Origin of the sequence: Trabulsiella odontotermitis, assembly GCF_001297775.1 — a bacterium.
GTDB classification, from domain to species: Bacteria; Pseudomonadota; Gammaproteobacteria; order Enterobacterales; family Enterobacteriaceae; genus Trabulsiella; species Trabulsiella odontotermitis.
Map to the genome: position 1 here is coordinate 272,107 of NZ_LIFX01000006.1, position 22,791 is coordinate 294,897.

The window sequence follows — 22,791 nt, forward strand, 5'->3', positions numbered from 1 at the left end:
TCAGGAATTAATAATCTGGTCGATTTCATTGGTGCTCAGATGATACTGGCGCGGGCAGGCGTGCCAGGCAGCCAGCATACGCTGATATTTTTCCCACATTGAGGTCTGAGAGTTGAACCCATGCGTACCGGCATCGAAATGGGTGTAGCGGCCTTCGGTATTCACCATAAAGCGCACGTAGCTGAGGTAACGCGCTTCCGTGGCCGCGTCAAAACCGAGAAACGTCACGCGACGCTCATCAATGACGCTGGGATCTTTCAGATTGGCCCAGGAGACGTGCAGCGCATGGTACATCTCCATAATATCGATGATGGTGCGGCAGGTATCTTCGGTCAGTTGACCGAACTCGCGATCCAGCTCCCGCATCTGTAACCCATAGCCGCGCTCAATGATCGTCTGCAAACGACGATACTTTTCTGCATTGTCTGGATCGAGCATCGTCATCATCTTGTACTGATTCGACAAGATAAGGCGTTGAGCGTTGGTCATTTCCATTTTTGACTCCTGTTGCGCGTAGGGCATAAAAAAAGACACATATTCTGTGTCTTCTTTATATGCGTTTTTTCGCTTCAATTACAAATCATCAAGGAAAGTTTTATCCAGTTGTTTGAAGGCGCGCTTAAGCGTGTCAGCTAAAGCCTGGTAATCCGGTTTCCCTTCCACCGGCGCGAGCGCCTGTCCGGCTTCCTGTAATTTGCCACGCACTTCATAAAACCAGTGCAAAATGGTGGGCGGAAGCGGCGTCACGGAACGCTTCCCTAACCACCATAATCCCTGCATCGGCAGGCTCAGCGCAAACAGCGCCGTGGCGACCGCCGGGCCTAACTGCCCGCCAAGCGCGATTTGCCAGCACAGCGTGAAGACCGCCACTGGCGGCATGAGGCGTGTGGCGTATGTCGTAGCCCGAATGGCGCGGTTTTCAACAAAAACCGGGGCGAGACGTTTTTCCATTGGCCACGTCTTCGCGTAGTGTTGCCCCCGTCGGAACAAATTGAAAAAATTTACCGGGCGATTGTCTGGTGTCGACATGGCGTTACCTCAACTTCACGAACAAACATTAAAAAAAATGTGCAAACTCACAACTCTGTATGACAACGTTCAAAAGATTTTGTCATTGTCCCCTGCGATCGGGTATCCTGTGCCAGCCTGAGATGGGCGTAGACCCACGCATCAGGTTTGTCAAATTATCGCACATTCTGCCGCTGGCTGAAAATTGTGCAAAATGACGTAGAATCAATAAGTATTATTTTCCTTCTGCCTTAAAACACCCAAGGCATGATGTTAATCATAAATGTCGATGTCATCCTGCGCTACGCTTTGTGACTCTTTGACGTTTTTTTAGCCACGTATCAAAAGGTACTTCCATGTCGAGTAAGTTAGTACTGGTTCTGAACTGCGGTAGCTCCTCACTGAAATTTGCGATCATCGATGCGCTGAACGGTGACGAGTACCTCTCTGGTTTAGCCGAGTGTTTCCATCTTCCTGAAGCCCGTATTAAATGGAAAATGGACGGCAGCAAACAAGAAGCGGCCTTAGGTGCAGGCGCCGCTCACAGTGAAGCGCTGAACTTTATCGTTAACACTATTCTGGCACAAAAACCAGAACTGTCCGCACAGCTGACGGCAATTGGTCACCGTATTGTTCACGGCGGCGAAAAATACACCCGCTCCGTGGTGATCGATGATTCCGTAGTTCAGGGTATCAAAGATGCGGCCTCTTTCGCACCTCTGCATAACCCGGCTCACCTGATTGGTATCGCCGAAGCTTTTAAATCCTTCCCGCAACTGAGAGCAAAGAACGTTGCTGTGTTTGACACCGCGTTCCATCAGACCATGCCGGAAGAGTCCTACCTGTACGCTCTGCCGTACAGCCTGTACAAAAAACACGGCATTCGTCGCTACGGCGCGCACGGCACCAGCCACTTTTATGTGACTCAGGAAGCCGCAAAGCTGCTGAACAAGCCGGTTGATGAACTGAACATCATCACCTGCCACCTCGGCAATGGCGGTTCTGTCAGCGCGATCCGCAACGGCAAATGCGTCGATACCTCCATGGGTCTGACCCCGCTGGAAGGTCTGGTGATGGGTACCCGTTCCGGTGATATCGATCCGGCTATCGTGTTCCACCTGCACGACACCCTGGGCATGAGCGTTGATCAGATTAACAAGCTGCTGACCAAAGAATCCGGCCTGCTGGGCCTGACCGAAGTCACCAGCGACTGCCGTTATGTTGAAGACAACTACCAGAGCAAAGAAGACGCTAAACGTGCAATGGACGTGTATTGCCACCGTCTGGCGAAATACATCGGCTCCTACACAGCGCTGATGGATGGTCGTCTGGATGCGGTCGTCTTCACCGGTGGTATCGGTGAAAACGCGGCGATGGTTCGTGAACTGTCCCTGGGCAAACTGGGCGTGCTTGGCTTCGAGGTTGATCACGAACGTAACCTGGCTGCCCGTTTCGGCAAGTCTGGTTTCATCAACAAAGAAGGCACCCGTCCGGCTGTGGTCATTCCGACCAACGAAGAACTGGTTATCGCGCAAGACGCCAGCCGTCTTACCGCCTGATTCCACACCGCCAGCCAACGCTGGCGGTGCTGTTTTGTAACCCGCCGAAACGTGTCGGCGGTAACGAAAGAGGATAAATCGTGTCCCGTATTATTATGCTCATCCCAACCGGAACCAGCGTCGGCCTGACCAGCGTCAGCCTCGGTGTTATCCGTGCAATGGAACGTAAAGGCGTACGCCTGAGCGTGTTTAAGCCGATCGCTCAACCGCGTGCCGGTGGCGATGCGCCTGACCAGACCACCACCATCGTGCGGGCAAAATCGAACCTGCCTGCAGCTGAACCGCTGAAAATGAGCCACGTTGAATCTCTGCTCTCCAGCAATCAGAAAGATGTGCTGATGGAAGAGATCATCGCGAACTACCACGCGAATACCAAAGACGCGGAAGTGGTGCTGGTTGAAGGTCTGGTTCCGACCCGCAAACACCAGTTTGCACAGTCTCTGAACTATGAAATCGCGAAAACGCTGAACGCGGAAATTATCTTCGTGATGTCTCAGGGCACCGACACCCCGGAACAGCTGAAAGAGCGTATCGAACTGACCCGCAGCAGCTTCGGTGGTTCCAAGAACACCAACATCACTGGCGTGATTATCAACAAACTGAACGCGCCGGTTGATGAACTGGGCCGTACCCGCCCTGACCTGTCCGAGATTTTTGACGACTCGACCAAAGCGAAAGTCGTGAAAATCGATCCGGCGCAACTGAAAGATTCCAGCCCGCTGCCGATCCTCGGCGTGGTGCCGTGGAGCTTTGATCTGATCGCCACCCGTGCTATCGACATGGCGCGCCACCTGGATGCCACCATTATCAACGAAGGTGACATTGCGACCCGTCGTGTGAAATCCGTGACTTTCTGTGCGCGCAGCATTCCGCACATGCTGGAACACTTCCGCCCGGGCTCACTGCTGGTGACCTCTGCCGATCGTCCTGACGTGCTGGTTGCCGCCTGCCTCGCCGCGATGAACGGTGTTGAGATTGGTGCGCTGCTGCTGACTGGCGGCTATGACATGGACGCGCCGATCGCCAAACTGTGCGAGCGCGCCTTCGCCACTGGCCTGCCGGTATTTATGGTTAACACCAACACCTGGCAGACCTCACTGAGCCTGCAGAGCTTCAACCTCGAAGTGCCGGTAGACGATACCACGCGTATCGAGAACGTGCAGGAATACGTTGCTGATTACATCAATGCCGAGTGGATTGACTCCCTGTCTGCGACTTCCGAACGCAGCCGTCGCCTCTCTCCGCCAGCGTTCCGTTATCAGCTGACCGAGCTGGCGCGTAAAGCCGGTAAACGTGTCGTGCTGCCGGAAGGCGACGAACCGCGTACCGTGAAAGCGGCGGCAATCTGTGCCGAACGTGGTATCGCAACCTGCGTGCTGCTGGGTAACCCGGAAGCTATCAACCGCGTGGCGGCTGACCAGGGCGTTGAACTGGGCTCAGGCATCGAAATCGTCGATCCGGATGTGGTCCGCGAAAGCTATGTCGCGCGTCTGGTTGAGCTGCGTAAGAGCAAAGGCATGACCGAAGCGGTTGCCCGTGAGCAACTGGAAGACAACGTGGTGCTGGGCACGCTGATGCTTGAGCAGGACGAAGTTGACGGTCTGGTTTCCGGTGCCGTTCATACCACCGCGAACACCATTCGTCCGCCGCTGCAGCTGATCAAAACCGCACCGGGCAGCTCACTGGTTTCCTCCGTGTTCTTCATGCTGCTGCCGGAACAGGTTTATGTCTACGGCGACTGCGCGATTAACCCGGATCCGACCGCAGAACAGCTGGCCGAAATTGCGATTCAGTCTGCCGACTCAGCAATTGCTTTCGGTATCGAACCGCGCGTGGCGATGCTCTCCTACTCCACCGGCACTTCTGGTGCGGGCAGCGATGTAGAAAAAGTGCGTGAAGCGACTCGTCTGGCGCAGGAAAAACGTCCTGACCTGATGATCGACGGTCCGCTGCAGTATGATGCCGCCGTTATGGCTGACGTGGCGAAATCCAAAGCGCCGAACTCACCGGTTGCCGGTCGCGCTACCGTGTTCATTTTCCCGGATCTGAACACCGGTAACACCACTTACAAAGCGGTACAGCGTTCTGCCGACCTGATCTCCATCGGGCCAATGCTGCAAGGTATGCGCAAACCGGTTAACGACCTGTCCCGTGGCGCGCTGGTAGACGATATCGTCTACACCATCGCACTGACCGCGATTCAGTCGTCTCAGCAGTAAGTTAAAAAGCCCGGTGGCGCTCGCGCTTACCGGGCAATAAAAAGGCGACGCTGTCATCAGGTCGCCTTTTTTATTTACAGCAGTTCCCTCGCCGCCTTCACAATATCATCCGCCGTCAGGCCATATTCATGCTGGAGAAACTCCTGCGTGCCGACCTGCCCGTAACGTTCCTTCACACCCACACGCCGCATCGGCACCGGGCAGGTTTCCACCAGCACTTCCGCCACCGCCGACCCCAGCCCGTTGTGAATGCTGTGGTTTTCGCAGGTGACAATACGCCCGGTTTTCTCAGCGTAATTCTTCACCAGCATGCGGTCGATGGGCTTGAGCGTGAACATGTCGATGACCGCCGCGCTGATACCGTCGCGCTCCAGTCGCCGTGCCGCTTCCTGCGCCTCTGCCACCATAATACCGTTGGCGATAAGCGTAATATCGTCGCCTTCGCGCAGCACATTGCCTTTGCCGATGGTGAAACTGGAGCCTTCCTCATAAACGGTCGGCGCCTGCTTACGGATGGTACGTACCCAGTAAAAGCCCTCCAGGGTGATCAACTGGTTGAGGATGTCTTTAAACATCACCGCATCCGTCACCTCGATCACCACCGAATGCGCCAGCCCGCGCACAATACCCATGTCCTCGAACGACATATGCGTGCCGCCGTTATGGCAGGCGGTCACGCCCGCATCCGAGGCGATGACTTTGACGTTATTACGCTGATAATCCAGCGCCATGAACAACTGGTCAAAGCAGCGGCGGCTGGCAAACGCGGTAAAGGTATGCACAAACGGCTTCCGTCCGGTCAGCGACAACCCTGCCGCAGTGCCTATCACGTTCGCTTCCATGATCCCGCAGTTAATCACGTGATCCGGGAACTGGCGCTGCACGCCGTCCATCGCCATCGAGCTCATCAGATCCGCTTCCAGCGCGATAATGCCACTCTCCGCCTTGATCTGCTCAGTGACAAACCCGGCGTACACTTTGCGCATTTCGGTTGCGTCTTTACCCCCGACCGGGGCGACCTTAATCATGCGTGGCCTCCAGTTGCTCAATGGTCTCGTTAAGCGCCTTTCTCGATTCCTCGGTAAGACGCAGATGGTGAGAATTGCTTAGCTGCTCCAGATACGGCACGCCCTGCCCTTTAATGCTGTCGAGGATCACCAGCCGTGGCCGCGCATCCGCTGCCAGCACCGGTTTAGCAATCGCCTGCAATGCCGGGATGTCATCGCCCTTCACGGTGTGCACATCAAAACCGAAAGCGTGAAATTTCCCTTCCAGATCGAACGGGTTGATGATCGTATCCAGTTCGCCATCCAGTTGCTGTTTGTTCCAGTCGACGAACACCAGCAGGTTGTTGAGCTTGTGATGGGCGATAAACTGAAACGCTTCCCAGCATTGCCCTTCATTCAGCTCGCCATCACCCACGATGCAGAAGACACGGTTTGGCCGCCCGGCGAGCTTGTGTGACAGCGCCATTCCGGCAGCAATAGAAATTCCCTGACCAAGTGAACCGGTCGTGGCGTCGACGCCGCGGGTTTTCAGCCTGTCCGGGTGGCTCGGTAACCGCGTGCCGTTCTGGTTGAGCGTACTCAACTCTTCCACCGGGAAATAGCCTTTGATCGCCAGTGTGCTGTAGAGCGCCGGTCCTGCATGCCCTTTCGACAAAACAAAATAGTCGCGCTCAGGCCAGTCCGGATCGGCGGGGTCGATGCGCATCACATCGCCGTAGAGTACCGCCAGCGTTTCGATAACCGACATGCTGCCGCCGTAGTGGCCAAAACCGAGCTGCGTCAGCGATTTCAGCGTCGCCACGCGGATGTCCCGGGCCAGTCGAATAAGTTCAGCAGACATTATGATTTCGCTCCTGTGTCCTGTCGGGCGCCGTTGCCCGTAGATTTACCTCTCACCACGTTGTAAATCACCAGAATGACGAACAGCGCGACGACAAGCCCGGTGATAGCCAGTGGCGAGAGATAACGCGCCAGATTACCGAGCAGGATCCCGACGGCACCGAAATCCGCGTCGGAGAAGGTGGTATTAGCAAAGCCCAGCGCACCAAGTACCGGCAGCAGCAGAACCGGCAGGAAGGTGATCAGCAGACCGTTAGCAAACGCGCCCAGCATCGCACCACGACGACCGCCGGTGGCGTTACCAAACACGCCCGCGGTCGCCCCGGTGAAGAAGTGTGGCACCACACCCGGCAGGATCAGCACCAGTTTCATCTGCCCTAACAGGAAAAGCCCCACCAGCCCGCCAAGGAAGCTGAACAGAAAGCCGATCAACACCGCGTTAGGCGCATAGGGATAGACCACCGGGCAATCCAGCGCCGGACGGGCGTTCGGCACCAGTTTTTCGGAAAAACCGGTAAATGCCGGAACGATTTCCGCGAGGATCAACCGCACGCCCTGCAGAATGATGAACACACCAGCAGCAAAAGTGATCGCCATGATAATGGCGTAAACCAGGTAGTTCTGACCGGCGCTGAGCTGGCCTTCGACATATTCGCGTCCGGCGCTCACCGCCATGATCAGGTAGATAATCATCATGGTGAGTGAAATGGAGATCGAACTGTCGCGCAGGAAGCTTAAGTTTTTCGGCAGGTTCATCTCTTCGGTAGAGCGGGAGCCCTTGCCGCACAGGCTGCCAATCCAGCCGGAAAGCACGTAACCGAGGGTACCGAAGTGACCGAACGCGATGTCATCGTTCCCGGTGATGCGCTTCATATAACGCTGCGCCAGCGCCGGGAAAAACGCCATCACCAGACCGAGGATCAGCGAACCGGTAAAGACCAGACCGACTCCTTCAAAGCCTGCCACCGTCAGGATCACACCAATCATGCACGCCATATAAAAGGTGTGATGGCCGGTGAGGAAGATGTATTTCAGTCGCGTAAAACGGGCGACGATGATGTTAGCCACCATCCCGAAGGCCATGATCAGCGCCGTCGATGCCCCGTATTTTTCCAGTGCAATGGACACGATCGCTTCATTATTCGGGATAATACCCTGAATATTAAACGCGTGTTCAAACATACCGCCTAACGGATTTAACGAACCCACTAATACGGAGGCGCCACCCCCCAGAACAATAAACCCAAGAATAGTTTTAATGGTGCCTTTAATGACATCAGAAATGGATTTCTTTTGCGCAACGAGACCAATTAACGCAATTAACCCCACCAGTACAGAGGGCACCTTTAAAATATCAACAACAAAATTCAGCGTTTCAAGGATAAACATATCCGCCTCGCTTATTGACATTATTGTTTGTTAAAATAATCGCTCAGTTTTGCTTCGAGCTCGTTGATATCGATAATATTATTGAGCACCACCAGTTGATGGTCCGGGACGCTGGCGCTGGCGGCGATATCCTTTGCCATCACAAACAGGTCAGCCGCACCGGGAGTGGCAGAGGAAAGATCGGAGTGTTCTACCTCAGCCTCAATATTTATTTTCTTGAGTACTTTTTTAATATTCATTTCGACCATAAAACTGCTGCCCAGGCCGGAGCCGCAAATCGCCATGATTTTCATTATTGTCACCTTTTTTGGGTAGAGTACGAGTACACGACGCAATAACGCGTCATGAAATCATTGTCGGGTACGGGTCTGAATCAGAAGCGTGAAATAATTGTTTTTATTTCCTCCTGGCTTTTTGCCTGATGTAATTGCAGTAAATCATCCTCACTTGAGAATAACTCGGCGAGCGCTGAGATCATTTCAATATGGCTGTGACTGTCGGGCGCTGCCAGCATCACAATCACGTCGACCGGATCGAATTCCCCCGCCCCGAACGACACCCCCTGTTTTAGTTTCAGCAGGGACAATCCCATCCCTCTGGCGCCTTCTTCGGGACGCGCATGCGGCATCGCCAGCCCCGGCGCCAGCACGTAATACGGCCCGAGTTTCTGATGCTGCGCGATGATTGCGGTCACGTAGTCGGGCGTGATGGTTCCATTATCCAGCAGCGGACGGGCGCAGAGCTCAACCGCCTGCTTCCAGTCAGCGACCGACTCCTCAAGTAACATCGTCCCGTCATGGATCCACTGACTTAGCATTCCGTTCTCCTTTCACTAACAAGGTGAACAAACTTTATGCAAGGGTGAGGCGACTAACCGTGATGATAATCACAAAGATAGCGCTACCAAAAAATCACACCACAAAATTGTGATAGCGCTATCAAAATACAATCATTGCGCAATTACGCAGCAAAAAGAGGGATTTCCGGCGTATACTGCATGCACTTTATGTTGTGATTTCAGTCAGGATGAAGCATGTCACTTACCCGAAAACGTCGTAGTACTGGCAAAGTCACCCTTGCGGATGTCGCGCAACTTGCCGGTGTGGGAACGATGACGGTGTCCCGAGCGCTGCGCACGCCTGAACAGGTCTCCGACAAGCTACGAGAAAAAATTGAAGCGGCGGTCGAGACGCTGGGTTATATGCCCAATCTCGCCGCCAGCGCCCTCGCCTCCGCCTCGTCATGGACGATTGCAATGGTGGTGCCGAATCTTGGCGAGTCAGGCTGCTCGGAAATGTTCGCCGGGCTGCAGGAAGTGTTACAGCCCGCCGGGTATCAGATCATGCTGGCGGAGTCGCGTCATCGTGTCGAACAGGAAGAAAAACTACTGGAGACGCTGCTGGCGTCCAACATTGCCGCGGCGGTGCTGCTGAGCGTAGAGCACAGTGACACGGTGCGCCAGTGGCTGAAAAACGCCTCGATTCCAGTGATTGAAATGGGCGCGACCCGCGCCGATCCTATCGATATGAACATCGGTATCGACAACGTCGCCGCCATGTTTGAACTGACACAAACCGTCATTCAGCGCGGCTATCAGAACATCGGTCTGCTGTGCGCCAATCAGGAACAGTGGATTTTCCAGCAGCATCTTCAGGGCTGGTACAAAGCCATGATGCGCCACCATATGTCGCCGAACCGGGTGATCAACGCTGCCGAGCCGCCGACGTTCTCCACGGGTGCGGCGCAGTTGCCGGAGTTTATTCTGGCCTGGCCGGAACTGGATGCGCTGGTCTGCGTGTCGGATGAACTGGCGTGTGGGGCGCTGTATGAATGTCAGCGTCGGCGCATTAAAGTGCCGGACGACTTAGCGATTGTGGGATTTGGCGACAGCGACGTCAGCCGGGTGTGCCAGCCGCCGCTGACCACCATGGCGGTTCCGCACCGCAAAATTGGCGTCGAAGCCGGACGCGCCCTGCTGGCGCGCCTGAATGACGGGAACTGGACGCAGCGTGCGCCTATCGCGTCAAAACTGTGTCTGCGCGATAGCTGCTGACGGTTTACTCCGCTTCCTCGGCCTTCGCCGTTTCACTGCTGGCGTTGCGGCTCATCCAGAGCGCCAGTGCTTTCAGTGAGTCAGGGGTAAATTCATCACAACGAGCGGTGATCTCTTCCGGTGTCAGCCAGCATACTTCGCTGACTTCCTCTTCCTGCAGGGCAAACGGCCCGTGCGATACGCAGCTAAAAAGACTGCCCCACACGCGGCAGTTCTTGTCTTCAAAATAGAACTGACCGTGATCCGCAAACGGCACCCCGGCGATGCCAAGCTCTTCTTCCGCTTCACGACGCGCGGATTCCAGCAGTTGTTCATCGGCCTGCACCACGCCACCAGCGGTAGCATCCAGCATGCCAGGCATGAAATCCTTAATCTCGGTGCGGCGCTGCACCAGAATTTTCCCCATGCCGTCATGAACCACAATGTAGGTGGCGCGATGGCGTAAACACTGCGCGCGCATCTGTGCGCGGCTGGCCTGCGCAATCACCTCATTGTCTTCACTCACGATATCCACCCATTCTGTGCTTGCCAAAGAACTCTGATCCACCATCGGGAAACCTTCTGTCAAAGCGCTCTCACGGCGCGTTTTACGGTTGCGGGTAAGTTACGGGTTAATCGCTACCTGTGCAATAACCTGTTGGTCATTGAGTGCTAAAACCTGCAAATAATCGTCCTCCAGCATTCCGTAGCTGGCGACAAAACCCCCTTTCGGAATGCTGACCGAGCCGGGATTGAAATGGATGACGTCGCCGCGTTTTTCCGCGACCGGAATATGAGTATGACCGGAAACCAGTACATCGCCAGCGGCAAGCGCCGGTGGGTTGTCCGGCCCATAGAGATGACCGTGGGTCAGAAACAGGCGCTGACGCCCGGTCAGCACCTGTTGCCAGGGGGCGGTAATGGGGAAATTCAGCAGCATCTGATCGACTTCGCTGTCACAGTTGCCGCGTACAGCAATGATGCGTGATGCCTGCGCGTTCAGTTTTTCAGCGACGTCGGAGGGCGCATAGCCTTCCGGCAAGGCATTGCGCGGCCCGTGATACAGCAGGTCACCGAGCAATATCAGCCACTGCGCTCCGCTTTGCGCAAAGCGGTCAAGCATGCGCTCCGTGGCGGGCAACGAACCGTGAATATCCGAGGCAAACATCAGTTTCATACGCTTTTTCTCCACAAAAACCGCCTTATTTTAACGGATTTTTCGGAGCCTATCAGCCCGCGCGTTTAGCGGAAAGCGCCACCCAGCGCTGTACCGAGGCGCGTTGCCACTGGAACGTAGCGTAATCCGCCAGACGTTCAGGCACCTCGTCGCCGTTAAGCACCAGGCGGTTGAGCATCAGCGCCAGATCAGCATCGGCAATACACCATTCGCCGAACAGATTGGGATTACCGTGCGCCAGCAGATCACCGGCGGTGCTGAATAATTTCTCCGCACTTTCCTGCCCTGCCGCACTCAGCGCGGGTTTTTTCACGCCGCCGAAGATGACGTCGGTTGAGCGCTCTTCGCGAATGGGCATCAGATCACTGCGCAGCCACGCCTGGATCTGCCGGGCGCGAGCACGTTTTTCCAGATCATGAGGATAGAGACGTTCCCACTGCGGCGGCGCAAAGCGCTCATCAAGATATTCGGCGATGGCCGAGGATTCGCTCAGTTCAAAAGCATCCACTTCCAGTAACGGTACGCGGCGGGTGACGGAAAAGCCTTTCCATTGCGTCTGTAAATGTTCACCGCGAGACAGATCGACCGTTTTCAGGGTGAACGGTAAGCCCTTCTCCTGCAATGCAACGTAGACGGACATGACATACGGCGAGAAAAAACTGGCATCGGACCACAGCGTAATGACGGGTTTGCTCATAGTATCCTCAACGGGCTATAGGGTTTTCTTTCACCATATCGCCTCTTTCGCACGCTGTCACTTGATCAAAACTCACACTCTTCAATGAGCTTCTATACTCCTTGTTTCAACTCGTCGGCTTATTCACGGGAGTGATGATGATTGACTTGTATTACGCGCCAACCCCCAACGGACACAAAATTGCCCTGTTCCTCGAAGAAGCAGAACTGACTTATCGCCTGATTCGGGTGGATATCAGCAAAGGCGAGCAGTTTCGCCCGGAGTTTCTTGAGGTGTCGCCCAATAACAAGATCCCGGCGATTGTCGATCATCTGCCGGTGGATGACGGTGCGCCGCTGAGTTTGTTCGAGTCGGGCGCGATTCTGCTCTATCTGGCGGAAAAAACAGGCAAGCTGCTCAGTCAGGAACCACGCGCACGGTTTACCACGCTGCAATGGCTGTTCTGGCAGGTGGGCGGTCTGGGGCCAATGCTGGGGCAGAATCACCACTTTAACCACTTCGCGCCGCAGCCGGTGCCGTATGCCATTGAACGTTTTCAGGTCGAGACGCAGCGCCTGTACAACGTGCTTAACAAACGGCTCGAAACCTCGCCGTGGATGGGCGGTGAAGAGTACAGCATTGCCGATATCGCCTGCTGGCCGTGGGTGAACGCGCATGTGCGCCAGCGTATTGATCTGGAAAACTTTCCGGCGGTAAAAAACTGGTTTGAGCGCATCCGCACCCGACCGGCAACCGTCCGGGCGCTGCAAAAAGCGCAAGCCGGATAAGATGATGTATCATGGCGGCAACCATGCTACAGAGGAAGCCTGCAATGTCTCAGCCAGACGCCATGATTCGTATTAAAAACCTGCGCTTGCGTACTTTTATCGGCATCAAGGAAGAGGAGATCGCCAATCGTCAGGATGTGATAGTCAATGTCGTGATCCACTACCCTGCCGACAAAGCGCGTAACAGCGAAGACATTAATGATGCGCTGAATTACCGCACGATCACCAAAAGTATTATCCGGCACATTGAAGATAACCGTTTCTCATTGCTGGAAAAATTAACTCAGGATGTGCTCGACATCGCACGCGAACATCACTGGGTCACTTATGCTGAAGTAGAGATCGACAAACTTCATGCGCTGCGGTACGCCGATTCGGTTTCCATGACGATGAGCTGGCGACGTTAAGCGCAACCGGGAGGTTGCATGAAAATTCTAATCACCGGTGGTACCGGACTCATTGGACGCTATCTGATCCCCCGGCTGTTCGCGCTGGGGCATGATGTCACGGTGGTCACACGAAACCCGGAAAAGGCGCACAACCTGCTGGGAGATCGTGTTGCGCTGTGGAAAGGGCTCGACGAACGACAGAATCTGGATGGCATCGACGCGGTTATCAATCTCGCCGGTGAACCCATTGCGGATAAACGCTGGACTGACGAACAAAAGCAACGGCTCTGCAACAGCCGCTGGCACATCACCCAGAAGCTGGTCGACCTGTTTCATGCCAGCGAAACGCCGCCGGCGGTGCTGATTAGCGGTTCAGCCGCCGGTTATTATGGCGATCTCGGAGAAGTGGTGGTCACGGAAGAAGAACCGCCGCACAACGAATTTACTCATAAGCTCTGCGCCCGCTGGGAGCAAATCGCCAGTGGCGCGCAAAGCGACCGCACCCGCGTTTGCCTGCTGCGTACCGGCGTGGTGCTGGCCCCCAAAGGCGGGATCCTCGCGAAAATGCTACCGCTTTTCAGACTCGGCCTCGGCGGCCCGATGGGTAACGGCAGGCAATATCTGGCGTGGATCCACATCGACGATATGGTGAACGGCATTCTCTGGCTGCTGGACAACGATCTGCGTGGCCCGTTCAACATGGTATCGCCCTACCCGGTGCGTAATGAGCAGTTCGCCCACACGCTGGGTCATGTGCTGCACCGCGCGGCCGTTTTGCGCGCGCCAGCCACCGCAATACGCCTGATGATGGGAGAATCCTCCGTGCTGGTACTTGGTGGTCAACGTGCGCTGCCAAAACGGCTGGAAGAAGCTGGCTTCGCGTTCCGCTGGTATGACTTAGAAGAAGCCCTGTCAGATGTGGTGGGTTGATTGCGCGCAACGGGCTCATGATACAGTGAAAGGCCAACGCATCAGAATGGCGACGTTATGGCGATAATCACCACCACCCGGCTTATCCTTTCACCCTTCCAGACCACCGACTGGCGTTTTTTTCGTGCGCTGCGCGAAGACCCGTCGGTGATGCGCTATATCGCCAGCATCGCGCCGGAAAAAGATAACCGCCTGCTGTTCGCCACCCGCCTGAACGCGCCGCATACCTTTGTGGTCCGCACCCATGACGACCCAACCGCACTGGGCGATATCGGCCTGAAAATCAGCCCGCAGTACCGTGAAGAGGCGGATATTGGTTATATGTTTATCCCACAGGCGCAGGGGAAAGGCATTGCCAGCGAAGCGGTGCGCGCGCTCTGCGAATACGCCTTTACTCAGGCGGGCATCAAGGCGCTCAATGCCTGGGTGCTGGCCGATAATATTGGCTCAGTGCGCGTGCTGGAGAAGTGCGGTTTCGTGCGTACGCAGATGCTGGAAAAGGCGTACGAGATTGACGGCGTGCACTATGACGACTGGGTGTATCGCCTGGAAAGTACTGCATTTTAATCCCTTCATGACTGTCGCCGTATTCCTGAGATAACGCGTGGAATACGGCTCGCAAAAACGCAAAATTGCTCCCGTTGTTTCTGACCAAATGTGAAGTCGTTTCCGGAACGCTAAAAATCTTTAGCGATAAATGTTTCTCGCGTGATTAATTGCACTAACGGTGTTGACACACGTCAACAATCACTTCACACTGCGCAGGAAACAAAACGATGAAGGAACATCCAGACAAACATATTCGGGCGGCAATTCATTATGCGATTCTTCGCGGCTGGGTTTTCCACCCCGGCGGAAAAAGCGCTCACTGCTTTGGACGTTTATGCTGCAGCATACCGCAGCACAAGGAACATATGATGAGTGTCTGGTCCACACCGGGAAATTGCGTCAACCATGCCAGGCAGATCATGCGCATGGTGGATCGTTGCTCACCGGCGTGTACCGGTCATCAGGCTTATCAATTTTAAAGGAGTTATCCGCTATGCCATTGTTTAACTTCACCCTGACGCTTTCAGGCGTGACCAACTGCACCCCGGGGCTAGAAGATGCCCTGTTCGCGAATGGCTGTGACGATGCGTTGGTGTGCTTTTATGGCACTTCAGTGTATCTGGAGTTCGATCGTGAAAGCGAAACGTTGAGCAGCGCCATTCTGTCTGCTGTCCATGACATTGAATCTGCGGGCATTGCTGCCCGTGTGGAGTCGGTTGACACAACGTTGGTCGGGCTCAGCGATATCGCAGAACGAACCGGGCTTTCCCGCCAGGCTGTTGCATTGCTGAAAGATGGCGCACGAGGCCGCGGTCAGTTTCCCGCCCCGGTACAGCGCGTGAAGGGCAATTCGCCGCTCTGGAGCTGGCGTAAAGTGGTGGAATGGCTGGTGAGTGAAAACCGTATTGTGGAGGACTCGCCGCTGGTGGCAAATGCTCGCGTACTTGACAGCCTCAATCTGGCGCTACAGTTGCGCTCGTCGATGGAAGCGCAAAGCATTCTGCATTACGTCAAGCAACTCGAACGAAACCGCTCCCGCAGTCAGAAAGAATAGCCCGACCCGCGGGCTATCGTGTGTTATTTCAGCGAGCCTTTCAGGAACTGTTGCAGGCGTGGGCTTTGCGGGTTGCCGAACAAATCGTCCGGGTGCCCTTCTTCTTCGATTTTCCCCTGATGCAGGAAAATCACATGCGAGGAGACATGGCGGGCAAATCCCATTTCGTGCGTCACCACGACCATCGTTTTCCCCTCTTCGGCCAGCTTCTGCATAATACGCAGCACTTCGCCCACCAGCTCAGGATCGAGCGCAGACGTGGGTTCGTCAAACAGCAGCACCTCCGGCTCCATCGCCAGCGCACGGGCAATGGAAACGCGTTGTTGCTGACCGCCAGAAAGATGCACCGGATATTTAGTCTGCTGACGCTCGTCGATACCCACTTTCGCCAGATATTTTTCCGCCCGCTCGCGGGCTTCCTGCTTGCTCAACCCGAGAACCTGCACCGGCGCTTCCATCACGTTTTCCAGCACCGTCATGTGGCTCCACAGGTTGAAGTGCTGAAACACCATCGTCAGGCGCGTACGCAGCAGGCGGAGCTGGTTTTTGTCAGCGACTTTTAGCTGACCGTCTTTGTCACGCACCAGGCCGATATTCTGGCCGTTCACCACAATCGAGCCTTCGCTCGGCTTTTCGAGGAAGTTAATGCAGCGCAGGAAAGTACTTTTCCCGGAGCCCGATGAACCGATGATCGAGATAACATCGCCGGCATTCGCCTTCAGCGTGACGCCTTTCAGTACTTCATGTTCACCGTAGCGCTTATGCAAATCGATGACGTTTAATTTGTTCTCAGCCATGATGTTCTCAATGCGTTGAAGAAGGTGATAAATGCTGCATCCAGCGCTTTTCCGCTTTGCGGAACAGGCTGATCAACACATACGAAATGATCAGATACAGCACGGCGGCGATCCCGAATGCGGTAAAGGGCTGATAGGTCGCCGAGTTGATATCACGGGCGATTTTCAGCAGATCCGGTACCGTCGCGGTAAAAGCCAGTGCGGTGGAATGCAGCATCAGGATCACTTCGTTACTGTAGGCCGGTAAAGCAATGCGTAACGCCGACGGCAAAATGATACAGCGGTACATTTTGCCGCTGGAGAAGCCGTACGCGCGCGCCGCCTCAATTTCACCGTGCGGCACTGAGCGGATGGCCCCGGCGAAAATCTCCGTGGTGTACGCACAGGTATTCAGGGTCAGCGCCAGCACGGTACAGTTCAGGCCGCTGCGGAAAAACGCGTTCAGCAGTTCCGTTCCCTTCACCACTTCCAGCGTATACATCCCCGAGTAAAACACCAGCAGTTGAACGTAAAGCGGCGTACCACGAAAAATATAGGTAAAGAGCCAGATGGGCATGCTGATAAATTTATTGCTGGAAACACGCCCAATCGCCAGCAGCACCGCCATCATGCCGCCCATCACCACAGATAAAATCAGCAGCCAGAGCGTAATCGCCACCCCGGTAAAGCGATAGCCGTCAGTCCACAGCAGAGCCTTCCAGTATTCCTGAATAATGTCGATCACAGGTCAGCCCTCTTCACACCCACGGTATAGCGACGTTCAAGCAACATCAGCACGCCGTTGGATACCGTGGTAAACACCAGATAAATTACCCCACAAACGACGGCAAAGTAGAACGGCTCCCAAGTGCTTTTCCCGGCGAGCTGCGTGGCCTTAACCACGTCTTCAAGTCCAAGCAGTGACACCAGCGCGGTGGCTTTCAGAATGACCTGCCAGTTGTTGCCGATGCCCGGTAGCGCGAAGCGCATCATCGCCGGAAACATAATGCGGCGGAAGGTCTGGCGACGGGTAAAGCCAAACGCCGTTGCCGCTTCCAGATGCCCCTTCGGCACCGCCAGATAGGCGCCGCGAAAGGTCTCGGTAAAATAGGCGCCATAGATGTAGCCCAGCGTGATGATCCCCGCGACCATCGGGTCAATATCAAACTGCGACACGCCTAAGGCGTCGGTAATGGTATTGAGCGCTATCTGCAAACCATAAAAAATCAGCAGCATCAGCACCAGATCCGGTACCCCACGGATAAGCGTGGTGTAGGCTTCGAACAGCAGCGCCAGCGGGCGATTGTTCGATAATTTCGCGCCTGCCCCGGCAAGCCCGATCACCACGGCTAACAGCACTGAACTGATAGCCAGTTCCAGCGTCACGATGGCGCCATGAAAAATAACTTGTGAAAACCCGTACAGCATTGCGCCTGTCCCGTCTGTGTAACACCTTCGCGCCAGAGGGCGCGAAGGCTCATACGTGCTGGTTAATCACCATACACATTAAAATCGAAGTACTTCTTCGCTAATTTTTCGTAGGTACCATCGGCACGCATTTCTGCGAACGCTTTGTTCAGCGCTTCACGCAGTTCGTTATCTTCTTTACGCAGGCCCATACCGGTACCCACGCCGAACAGCTTGAGATCCTTGATTGACGGACCGCCAAATTCATAATCGCCGCCGATCGGTTGCTTGAGGAAACCTTCGCTGGCAGCGACTTCGTCCTGGAACGCGGCGTCGATGCGTCCTGCCGTCAGGTCAGCGTAGATGTTGTCCTGCCCCTGATAAGAGACGATTTCGACCCCTTTCGCCGCCCAGTGCTCGTTGCCGTAGGTTTCCTGGGTGGTGCCCTGCAACACACCGACGCGTTTGCCTTTCAGCGTGGCGAGATCAGGCGTGATGTTGCTGCCCTTTTTCACGACCAGACGGGAATCCGCCGCATAGAGTTTGTCGGTGAAGGCAATCTCCTGCTGACGTTTTTCAGTGATCGACAGCGACGACATAATCGCATCGATTTTCTTTGCTTTCAGAGAGGGGATCAGCGCATCCAGCGGGCTTTCAATGAAGGTACATTGCGTTTTTAAGCGCTGACAGAGATCTTTCGCCAGATCGATGTCAAAACCCACCAGTTCACCCTGGGCATTTTTCGATTCGAACGGCGCATAAGTGGGATCGGTGCCGATACGAATTTTTTGCGGGATTGCTGCATAAACGGTGGATATGCTGGAAAGCGCCAGCATTAATGAGAGAGACAACGCCATTTTTTTCATATCTATCCTCAACAGACTGTCATTCTAACGGGGTTAAGCAAAAGTACGGTACAGGTTATCGTGCCATTTTTTGAGGTAAGTCGACACGTTTTTTTGCATCACAAATGCTTAAATATGCACTAATAAGCCGCAAAACAGCATATCCAGCGCGCATCTAATGCATTCATTAGGGTAATGCACCAAAACGAGTCATCATTTTGATGCATTACACTCCGTTAGTCGGGAAGGTCTGCGGTAGACGACTTATTCGCCGTAGACGTTAAAGTTAAAATACTTCTTCGCCATCTTGTCGTAAGTACCGTCTTTACGCAGATCGCTCAGCGCTTTGTCGAAGGCCGCTTTCAGCTCAGCGTCGTCTTTACGCAGACCCACGCCGGTGCCGTCACCGAAGTATTTTTTGTCTTTCACGGAAGGACCAGCAAATTCGAAATCTTTACCGGCTGGCTGTTTGAGGAAACCTTCACTGGCAGCCACTTCGTCCTGGAATGCAGCATCCAGACGACCGGCGGCAAGGTCAGAGTAGATCAAATCCTGGTTCTGGTAGGCAACAACATCAACGCCTTGTGTGCGCCATTTTTCATTGGCATAGGCTTCCTGAGTCGACCCCTGAAGCACACCAACGTGTTTGCCTTTCAGCACATCAAGATCCGGTTTCACCGACGACCCTTTCGCGGCAATTAAGCGGGAGTCCGCGGCGTAAAGTTTGTCAGAGAACGCGATCTCCTGCTGACGCTTCTCAGTGATGGAGAGCGAAGAAATGATGGCATCGATTTTTTTCGCTTTCAGCGAAGGGATCAGAGAGTCAAAATCGCTGCCCACCCAGGTACATTTCACCTGCATGCGTTTGCACATCTCATTACCCAGATCGATATCAAACCCGACAAAATCCCCTTTCGCGTCTTTCGATGAGAAAGGCGCATAAGTCGCGTCTGTACCAATACGAACCGTCTGCGGCAATGCAGCAAATACGCTGGATGCGCTGCAGATACCTGATAACAACGTGAGAGCCAGAACCGTCTTCTTCATACATTACCCTTAAGATGTCGTGATGTAGTAAGTGTCTTGTTATGTCGTTTGCGTGTTGTGTGTTGTTGTTGCAGACAATTCTTGCATCTTTTATGCCATATTCACCGGGCAGCGCGAAATCAACGTTAAATATGTTAATAAAAAGTTGCATGTTATCGTCAGAAGGAAAGATAACAGCAATGACAGATAAACCGCAGTGGTGCAGCGCAAAAAAACAAATTAAATGTTGAGGATTTGATCGTGGTTGCAAAATCGCCCCAGAACAGGGCGAAGCGAAAGAATATGCACTACTTTGGTGCGTCGTTATGCACCCTGCCAGCGGGTGAATAAATCCTCTGGCAAATCAATATCAAACTGATCAAGCACCCGATTAACCGTCTGATTAATCACGTCATCCAACGTCTCAGGACGATGATAAAACGCCGGGACTGGCGGCATAATCACCGCCCCGATTTCCGCCGCCTGGGTCATGAGACGCAGATGGCCGAGATGCAGCGGCGTTTCGCGCACGCACAACACCAGCGGACGCCGCTCCTTGAGGATCACATCCGCCGCGCGGGTCAGCAGCCCGTCGGTATAGCTGTGAACAATTCCGGAAAGCGTTTTGATCGAACAGGGCAATATCACCATCCCGGTCGTCTTAAACGAACCGGAGGAGATACAGGCGGCGATATCACGGGCATCGTGCACAACATCGGCCAGCGCCTGCACCTCGCGCAGCGTAATGTCGGTTTCGAGCGACAGCGTCTGACGCGCCGCCTGACTCATGATCAGATGGGTTTCCACCCCGGCGACATCACGCAGCACCTGTAACAGGCGTACGCCATAAATCGCGCCACTGGCGCCTGAGATGCCTACAATGAGTCGTTTCATAACTGGGATCCTCCCGACATTTTCAGGCTGACAATGCCGCAAACGAGCGGGAGTTGCAAGGAAAGCGCGTCCTGTCCGAAAACAGAACGCACCTGAGGCGGCTTAACCTTCGTTATGCATCTCTAAATTTTCCATTTCGTTCTGACGCAGCAGCGCTTTCGCATCGTCATTACGCAAGGAATCGAGATAGTCGAGGTACTGCTGGTTGACGTCTTTGGTCACGTACACACCGTTAAAGACCGAGCATTCAAACTGCTGAATGTCCGGGTTCTCGGCGCGTACCGCATCGATGAGATCGTTGAGATCCTGAAAAATCAGGCCATCTGCGCCGATGATCTGGCGGATTTCATCAACTTCTCGACCATGGGCAATCAGTTCGTTAGCGGTCGGCATATCAATGCCGTACACGTTCGGGAAACGAATTTCCGGAGCGGCAGACGCCAGATACACTTTCTTCGCCCCCGCTTCGCGTGCCATTTCGATGATCTGCTCAGAGGTTGTGCCACGCACGATGGAGTCGTCCACCAGCAACACGTTTTTGTCGCGGAACTCGGCACGGTTAGCGTTCAGTTTACGACGCACCGATTTACGACGCAGTTGCTGCCCCGGCATGATAAAGGTGCGGCCGACATAACGGTTTTTCACAAAACCCTGGCGGTACGGTTTATCGAGAATACGGGCGATTTCCAGCGCGATATCGCAGGAGGTTTCCGGGATAGGGATCACCACGTCGATGTCGAGATCTTCCCACTCACGGGCAATTTTCTCGCCGAGTTTGGTGCCCATGTTCACGCGGGCGCTGTAGACGGAAATCTTGTCAATGAACGAATCCGGACGCGCGAAATAAACGTATTCAAACAGGCACGGATTGCTGACCGGGTTGTCCGCGCACTGGCGGGTAAACAGTTGCCCTTTCTCGGTAATGTAGATGGCTTCGCCAGGTGCGACGTCACGCAGGAACTCAAAGCCCAGCGTATCGAGCGCCACGCTCTCGGAAGCCACCATGTATTCGGTACGACCGTCGCCAATATCACGCTTGCCAAGTACCAGCGGGCGAATACCGTTCGGGTCGCGGAAGGCGATCATCCCGTGACCGATAATCATCGCCACGCAAGCATAGGCGCCGCGGATCTGCCGGTTAGTGGCGGCAATCGCCGCAAAAATGTTGTCCGCTTCCAGAGGATAGTGGCGGAAGTTATCCAGCTCGCTGGCAAAAATATTGAGCAGGATTTCAGAATCTGAGGTGGTGTTAATGTGACGGCGCTTCTCTTCGAACAGCTTTTTACGCAGTTCGTGCGCGTTGGTCAGATTACCATTGTGCGCCAGAGTAATGCCGAAAGGAGAGTTGACGTAAAAAGGTTGCGCCTCGGATGCGCTGGAGCTACCGGCCGTGGGATAACGCACATGGCCAATCCCCATATTGCCCTGCATACGCTGCATGTGGCGAGCTTCAAACACATCACTCACCAGACCGTTGGCCTTACGCAACCGGAAACAGTTGTTCGCATCGATGGTGATGATGCCTGCGGCATCCTGCCCGCGGTGCTGAAGCACCGTTAACGCGTCATAAATCGACTGGTTGACCGGCATAACACCGGCGATACCGACAATACCGCACATACGTCATTTTCCTCGTTAAGAACTGCCCAAAGTTTATACTCTGGGCAAGAAACTCGACGAGCTTTGCAGATAGTCAAAGAACCATCTGATGATGAAACTGAATTCCGGGATCAACTGCGACTTCTGCCAGTCTTCACTTTTGGACAGACCGGTAAAGGTATCGAGGAAGAACAGAATGGCGGCGACGATCAGTACGCCACGTAACGCACCGAAACAGATCCCCAGCACCCTGTCGGTCCCGGACAGGCCAGTTTTTTCCACCAGCGCTCCGATGACATAGTTCACGATAGCGCCGACAATCAGCGTCGCGACGAACAGCACCGCGATCGCAATCCCATTTCGAACCAGTTCGTCTTCAAAGCCCGTAAACCAGACTGACAGGTAAGTGTAGTAATGGCTGGCAACAAAGAAAGCACAACCCCAGGTTACCAGCGATAACGCTTCACGAACAAAGCCGCGGATCAGGCTCACCAGACAGGAAAAACCAATCACCGCGATAATGGCGTAATCAATCCAGACCATATGTGTCCCACGATTTCACGCCCTGTCATCCAGTTCGGGGCGCATTCTAACAGAAAAAGAAAACGTTTGCGTAGGGATTTCCTT

27 protein-coding genes are annotated in these 22,791 nt (G+C 54.5%); 9 read left to right on the forward strand and 18 right to left on the reverse strand.

Features of this window, described 5'->3' with window-relative positions; translation table 11 throughout:
- The gene (locus tag AOY23_RS10175) at nt 1-495 is read right to left on the reverse strand and encodes a YfbU family protein (protein WP_054179289.1); all 495 of its coding nucleotides are present in this window, start codon (nt 493-495) and stop codon (nt 1-3) included.
- Between the two features lie 78 nt (nt 496-573).
- Nucleotides 574-1,029 (reverse strand): terminus macrodomain insulation protein YfbV, encoded by a 456-nt coding sequence (yfbV, locus tag AOY23_RS10180; protein WP_054179290.1) that lies wholly within the window; start codon nt 1,027-1,029, stop codon nt 574-576.
- A 335-nt stretch (nt 1,030-1,364) separates the two neighbouring features.
- Between yfbV and ackA the strand changes: the two genes are divergently transcribed.
- Both ackA and pta read left to right on the forward strand, forming a co-directional pair.
- The gene (gene ackA, locus AOY23_RS10185) at nt 1,365-2,567 is read left to right on the forward strand and encodes an acetate kinase (protein WP_054179291.1); all 1,203 of its coding nucleotides are present in this window, start codon (nt 1,365-1,367) and stop codon (nt 2,565-2,567) included.
- A gap of 80 nt (nt 2,568-2,647) precedes the next feature.
- Nucleotides 2,648-4,786, forward strand: coding sequence for a phosphate acetyltransferase (pta, locus tag AOY23_RS10190; RefSeq protein WP_054179292.1), 2,139 nt, complete (start codon nt 2,648-2,650; stop codon nt 4,784-4,786).
- 74 nt (nt 4,787-4,860) lie between these two features.
- On the opposite strand, the gene AOY23_RS10195 is transcribed toward pta, so the two are convergent.
- The 5 genes from AOY23_RS10195 to AOY23_RS10215 form a co-directional block, all read right to left on the reverse strand.
- Entirely contained in the window at nt 4,861-5,814 is a 954-nt protein-coding gene (locus AOY23_RS10195) for a transketolase family protein (RefSeq protein WP_054179293.1), read from the reverse strand.
- Nucleotides 5,807-6,634, reverse strand: coding sequence for a transketolase (locus AOY23_RS10200; RefSeq protein ID WP_054179294.1), 828 nt, complete (start codon nt 6,632-6,634; stop codon nt 5,807-5,809). The genes AOY23_RS10195 and AOY23_RS10200 overlap by 8 nt, the downstream gene beginning before the upstream one ends.
- The gene (locus AOY23_RS10205) at nt 6,634-8,022 is read right to left on the reverse strand and encodes a PTS ascorbate transporter subunit IIC (RefSeq protein WP_054179295.1); all 1,389 of its coding nucleotides are present in this window, start codon (nt 8,020-8,022) and stop codon (nt 6,634-6,636) included. The genes AOY23_RS10200 and AOY23_RS10205 overlap by 1 nt, the downstream gene beginning before the upstream one ends.
- Nucleotides 8,023-8,042: 20 nt before the next feature.
- On the reverse strand, nt 8,043-8,315 hold the full coding sequence (locus tag AOY23_RS10210; protein WP_038156654.1) for a PTS sugar transporter subunit IIB: 273 nt from the start codon (nt 8,313-8,315) through the stop codon (nt 8,043-8,045).
- A gap of 80 nt (nt 8,316-8,395) precedes the next feature.
- Entirely contained in the window at nt 8,396-8,839 is a 444-nt protein-coding gene (locus AOY23_RS10215) for a PTS sugar transporter subunit IIA (protein WP_054179296.1), read from the reverse strand.
- 216 nt (nt 8,840-9,055) lie between these two features.
- Between AOY23_RS10215 and AOY23_RS10220 the strand changes: the two genes are divergently transcribed.
- On the forward strand, nt 9,056-10,075 hold the full coding sequence (locus AOY23_RS10220; protein WP_054179297.1) for a LacI family DNA-binding transcriptional regulator: 1,020 nt from the start codon (nt 9,056-9,058) through the stop codon (nt 10,073-10,075).
- Nucleotides 10,076-10,079: 4 nt separating this feature from the next.
- On the opposite strand, the gene yfcD is transcribed toward AOY23_RS10220, so the two are convergent.
- From yfcD to yfcF, 3 genes are read right to left on the reverse strand one after another with little or no spacing between them, the layout of a single operon-like run.
- A complete protein-coding gene (gene yfcD / locus AOY23_RS10225; RefSeq protein ID WP_152958514.1) occupies nt 10,080-10,622 on the reverse strand; it encodes an NUDIX hydrolase YfcD in 543 nt (180 codons plus the stop codon).
- A gap of 57 nt (nt 10,623-10,679) precedes the next feature.
- Nucleotides 10,680-11,231, reverse strand: a complete 552-nt coding sequence (gene yfcE, locus AOY23_RS10230) for a phosphodiesterase (RefSeq protein WP_054179361.1) — start codon at nt 11,229-11,231, stop codon at nt 10,680-10,682.
- A 52-nt stretch (nt 11,232-11,283) separates the two neighbouring features.
- Nucleotides 11,284-11,928 (reverse strand): glutathione transferase, encoded by a 645-nt coding sequence (yfcF, locus tag AOY23_RS10235; RefSeq protein ID WP_054179299.1) that lies wholly within the window; start codon nt 11,926-11,928, stop codon nt 11,284-11,286.
- Between the two features lie 137 nt (nt 11,929-12,065).
- Between yfcF and yfcG the strand changes: the two genes are divergently transcribed.
- The 6 genes from yfcG (at nt 12,066) to AOY23_RS10260 (ending at nt 15,617) form a co-directional block, all read left to right on the forward strand.
- Nucleotides 12,066-12,695 (forward strand): GSH-dependent disulfide bond oxidoreductase, encoded by a 630-nt coding sequence (yfcG, locus tag AOY23_RS10240; RefSeq protein ID WP_054179300.1) that lies wholly within the window; start codon nt 12,066-12,068, stop codon nt 12,693-12,695.
- A gap of 44 nt (nt 12,696-12,739) precedes the next feature.
- A complete protein-coding gene (folX, locus tag AOY23_RS10245) occupies nt 12,740-13,102 on the forward strand; it encodes a dihydroneopterin triphosphate 2'-epimerase (protein WP_054179301.1) in 363 nt (120 codons plus the stop codon).
- 18 nt (nt 13,103-13,120) lie between these two features.
- Nucleotides 13,121-14,014: a TIGR01777 family oxidoreductase gene (locus tag AOY23_RS10250; protein ID WP_054179302.1), complete on the forward strand. Its 894-nt coding sequence runs from the start codon at nt 13,121-13,123 to the stop codon at nt 14,012-14,014.
- 57 nt (nt 14,015-14,071) lie between these two features.
- The gene (locus AOY23_RS10255) at nt 14,072-14,581 is read left to right on the forward strand and encodes a GNAT family N-acetyltransferase (RefSeq protein WP_054179303.1); all 510 of its coding nucleotides are present in this window, start codon (nt 14,072-14,074) and stop codon (nt 14,579-14,581) included.
- A 209-nt stretch (nt 14,582-14,790) separates the two neighbouring features.
- A complete protein-coding gene (locus AOY23_RS21750; protein WP_072170976.1) occupies nt 14,791-15,042 on the forward strand; it encodes a hypothetical protein in 252 nt (83 codons plus the stop codon).
- Nucleotides 15,043-15,056: 14 nt separating this feature from the next.
- Nucleotides 15,057-15,617 carry a helix-turn-helix transcriptional regulator gene (locus tag AOY23_RS10260; RefSeq protein ID WP_054179304.1) on the forward strand — a complete coding sequence of 187 codons (561 nt, stop codon included), beginning with the start codon at nt 15,057-15,059 and terminating at the stop codon, nt 15,615-15,617.
- Between the two features lie 23 nt (nt 15,618-15,640).
- Here the strand turns inward: AOY23_RS10260 and hisP are convergent, their stop codons facing one another.
- The 8 genes from hisP to cvpA form a co-directional block, all read right to left on the reverse strand.
- Nucleotides 15,641-16,414 (reverse strand): histidine ABC transporter ATP-binding protein HisP, encoded by a 774-nt coding sequence (gene hisP, locus AOY23_RS10265; RefSeq protein ID WP_054179305.1) that lies wholly within the window; start codon nt 16,412-16,414, stop codon nt 15,641-15,643.
- Nucleotides 16,415-16,421: 7 nt separating this feature from the next.
- Nucleotides 16,422-17,138 carry an ABC transporter permease gene (locus AOY23_RS10270; protein WP_054179306.1) on the reverse strand — a complete coding sequence of 239 codons (717 nt, stop codon included), beginning with the start codon at nt 17,136-17,138 and terminating at the stop codon, nt 16,422-16,424.
- Entirely contained in the window at nt 17,135-17,821 is a 687-nt protein-coding gene (locus tag AOY23_RS10275; RefSeq protein ID WP_054179307.1) for a histidine ABC transporter permease HisQ, read from the reverse strand. Before AOY23_RS10275 ends, AOY23_RS10270 begins: the two co-directional genes overlap by 4 nt.
- Nucleotides 17,822-17,883: 62 nt before the next feature.
- Entirely contained in the window at nt 17,884-18,666 is a 783-nt protein-coding gene (gene hisJ, locus AOY23_RS10280) for a histidine ABC transporter substrate-binding protein HisJ (protein ID WP_054179308.1), read from the reverse strand.
- Between the two features lie 243 nt (nt 18,667-18,909).
- Nucleotides 18,910-19,692 carry a lysine/arginine/ornithine ABC transporter substrate-binding protein ArgT gene (gene argT, locus AOY23_RS10285; protein ID WP_054179309.1) on the reverse strand — a complete coding sequence of 261 codons (783 nt, stop codon included), beginning with the start codon at nt 19,690-19,692 and terminating at the stop codon, nt 18,910-18,912.
- Nucleotides 19,693-19,995: 303 nt separating this feature from the next.
- Nucleotides 19,996-20,565, reverse strand: coding sequence for a UbiX family flavin prenyltransferase (locus AOY23_RS10290; RefSeq protein ID WP_038156682.1), 570 nt, complete (start codon nt 20,563-20,565; stop codon nt 19,996-19,998).
- Nucleotides 20,566-20,667: 102 nt separating this feature from the next.
- The gene (purF, locus tag AOY23_RS10295) at nt 20,668-22,185 is read right to left on the reverse strand and encodes an amidophosphoribosyltransferase (RefSeq protein ID WP_054179310.1); all 1,518 of its coding nucleotides are present in this window, start codon (nt 22,183-22,185) and stop codon (nt 20,668-20,670) included.
- 33 nt (nt 22,186-22,218) lie between these two features.
- Nucleotides 22,219-22,707 carry a colicin V production protein gene (gene cvpA / locus AOY23_RS10300; protein WP_054179311.1) on the reverse strand — a complete coding sequence of 163 codons (489 nt, stop codon included), beginning with the start codon at nt 22,705-22,707 and terminating at the stop codon, nt 22,219-22,221.
- Between the last annotated feature and the right edge of the window lie 84 nt (nt 22,708-22,791).

Excerpts from the sequence above, each read along its gene's own strand:
- ackA (WP_054179291.1), top strand. The coding sequence starts at position 1,365 with ATGTCGAGTAAGTTAGTACTGGTTCTGAACTGCGGTAGCTCCTCACTG.
- hisP (WP_054179305.1), bottom strand. The coding sequence starts at position 16,414 with ATGGCTGAGAACAAATTAAACGTCATCGATTTGCATAAGCGCTACGGT.
- AOY23_RS10195 (WP_054179293.1), bottom strand. The coding sequence starts at position 5,814 with ATGATTAAGGTCGCCCCGGTCGGGGGTAAAGACGCAACCGAAATGCGC.
- yfbV (WP_054179290.1), bottom strand. The coding sequence starts at position 1,029 with ATGTCGACACCAGACAATCGCCCGGTAAATTTTTTCAATTTGTTCCGA.
- AOY23_RS10210 (WP_038156654.1), bottom strand. The coding sequence starts at position 8,315 with ATGAAAATCATGGCGATTTGCGGCTCCGGCCTGGGCAGCAGTTTTATG.
- AOY23_RS10275 (WP_054179307.1), bottom strand. The coding sequence starts at position 17,821 with ATGCTGTACGGGTTTTCACAAGTTATTTTTCATGGCGCCATCGTGACG.
- hisJ (WP_054179308.1), bottom strand. The coding sequence starts at position 18,666 with ATGAAAAAAATGGCGTTGTCTCTCTCATTAATGCTGGCGCTTTCCAGC.
- AOY23_RS10220 (WP_054179297.1), top strand. The coding sequence starts at position 9,056 with ATGTCACTTACCCGAAAACGTCGTAGTACTGGCAAAGTCACCCTTGCG.
- AOY23_RS10215 (WP_054179296.1), bottom strand. The coding sequence starts at position 8,839 with ATGCTAAGTCAGTGGATCCATGACGGGACGATGTTACTTGAGGAGTCG.
- folX (WP_054179301.1), top strand. The coding sequence starts at position 12,740 with ATGTCTCAGCCAGACGCCATGATTCGTATTAAAAACCTGCGCTTGCGT.
- purF (WP_054179310.1), bottom strand. The coding sequence starts at position 22,185 with ATGTGCGGTATTGTCGGTATCGCCGGTGTTATGCCGGTCAACCAGTCG.
- AOY23_RS10260 (WP_054179304.1), top strand. The coding sequence starts at position 15,057 with ATGCCATTGTTTAACTTCACCCTGACGCTTTCAGGCGTGACCAACTGC.
- argT (WP_054179309.1), bottom strand. The coding sequence starts at position 19,692 with ATGAAGAAGACGGTTCTGGCTCTCACGTTGTTATCAGGTATCTGCAGC.
- AOY23_RS10255 (WP_054179303.1), top strand. The coding sequence starts at position 14,072 with ATGGCGATAATCACCACCACCCGGCTTATCCTTTCACCCTTCCAGACC.
- cvpA (WP_054179311.1), bottom strand. The coding sequence starts at position 22,707 with ATGGTCTGGATTGATTACGCCATTATCGCGGTGATTGGTTTTTCCTGT.
- yfcG (WP_054179300.1), top strand. The coding sequence starts at position 12,066 with ATGATTGACTTGTATTACGCGCCAACCCCCAACGGACACAAAATTGCC.
- AOY23_RS10290 (WP_038156682.1), bottom strand. The coding sequence starts at position 20,565 with ATGAAACGACTCATTGTAGGCATCTCAGGCGCCAGTGGCGCGATTTAT.
- AOY23_RS10250 (WP_054179302.1), top strand. The coding sequence starts at position 13,121 with ATGAAAATTCTAATCACCGGTGGTACCGGACTCATTGGACGCTATCTG.
- AOY23_RS21750 (WP_072170976.1), top strand. The coding sequence starts at position 14,791 with ATGAAGGAACATCCAGACAAACATATTCGGGCGGCAATTCATTATGCG.
- yfcE (WP_054179361.1), bottom strand. The coding sequence starts at position 11,231 with ATGAAACTGATGTTTGCCTCGGATATTCACGGTTCGTTGCCCGCCACG.
- AOY23_RS10200 (WP_054179294.1), bottom strand. The coding sequence starts at position 6,634 with ATGTCTGCTGAACTTATTCGACTGGCCCGGGACATCCGCGTGGCGACG.
- AOY23_RS10205 (WP_054179295.1), bottom strand. The coding sequence starts at position 8,022 with ATGTTTATCCTTGAAACGCTGAATTTTGTTGTTGATATTTTAAAGGTG.
- yfcF (WP_054179299.1), bottom strand. The coding sequence starts at position 11,928 with ATGAGCAAACCCGTCATTACGCTGTGGTCCGATGCCAGTTTTTTCTCG.
- AOY23_RS10175 (WP_054179289.1), bottom strand. The coding sequence starts at position 495 with ATGGAAATGACCAACGCTCAACGCCTTATCTTGTCGAATCAGTACAAG.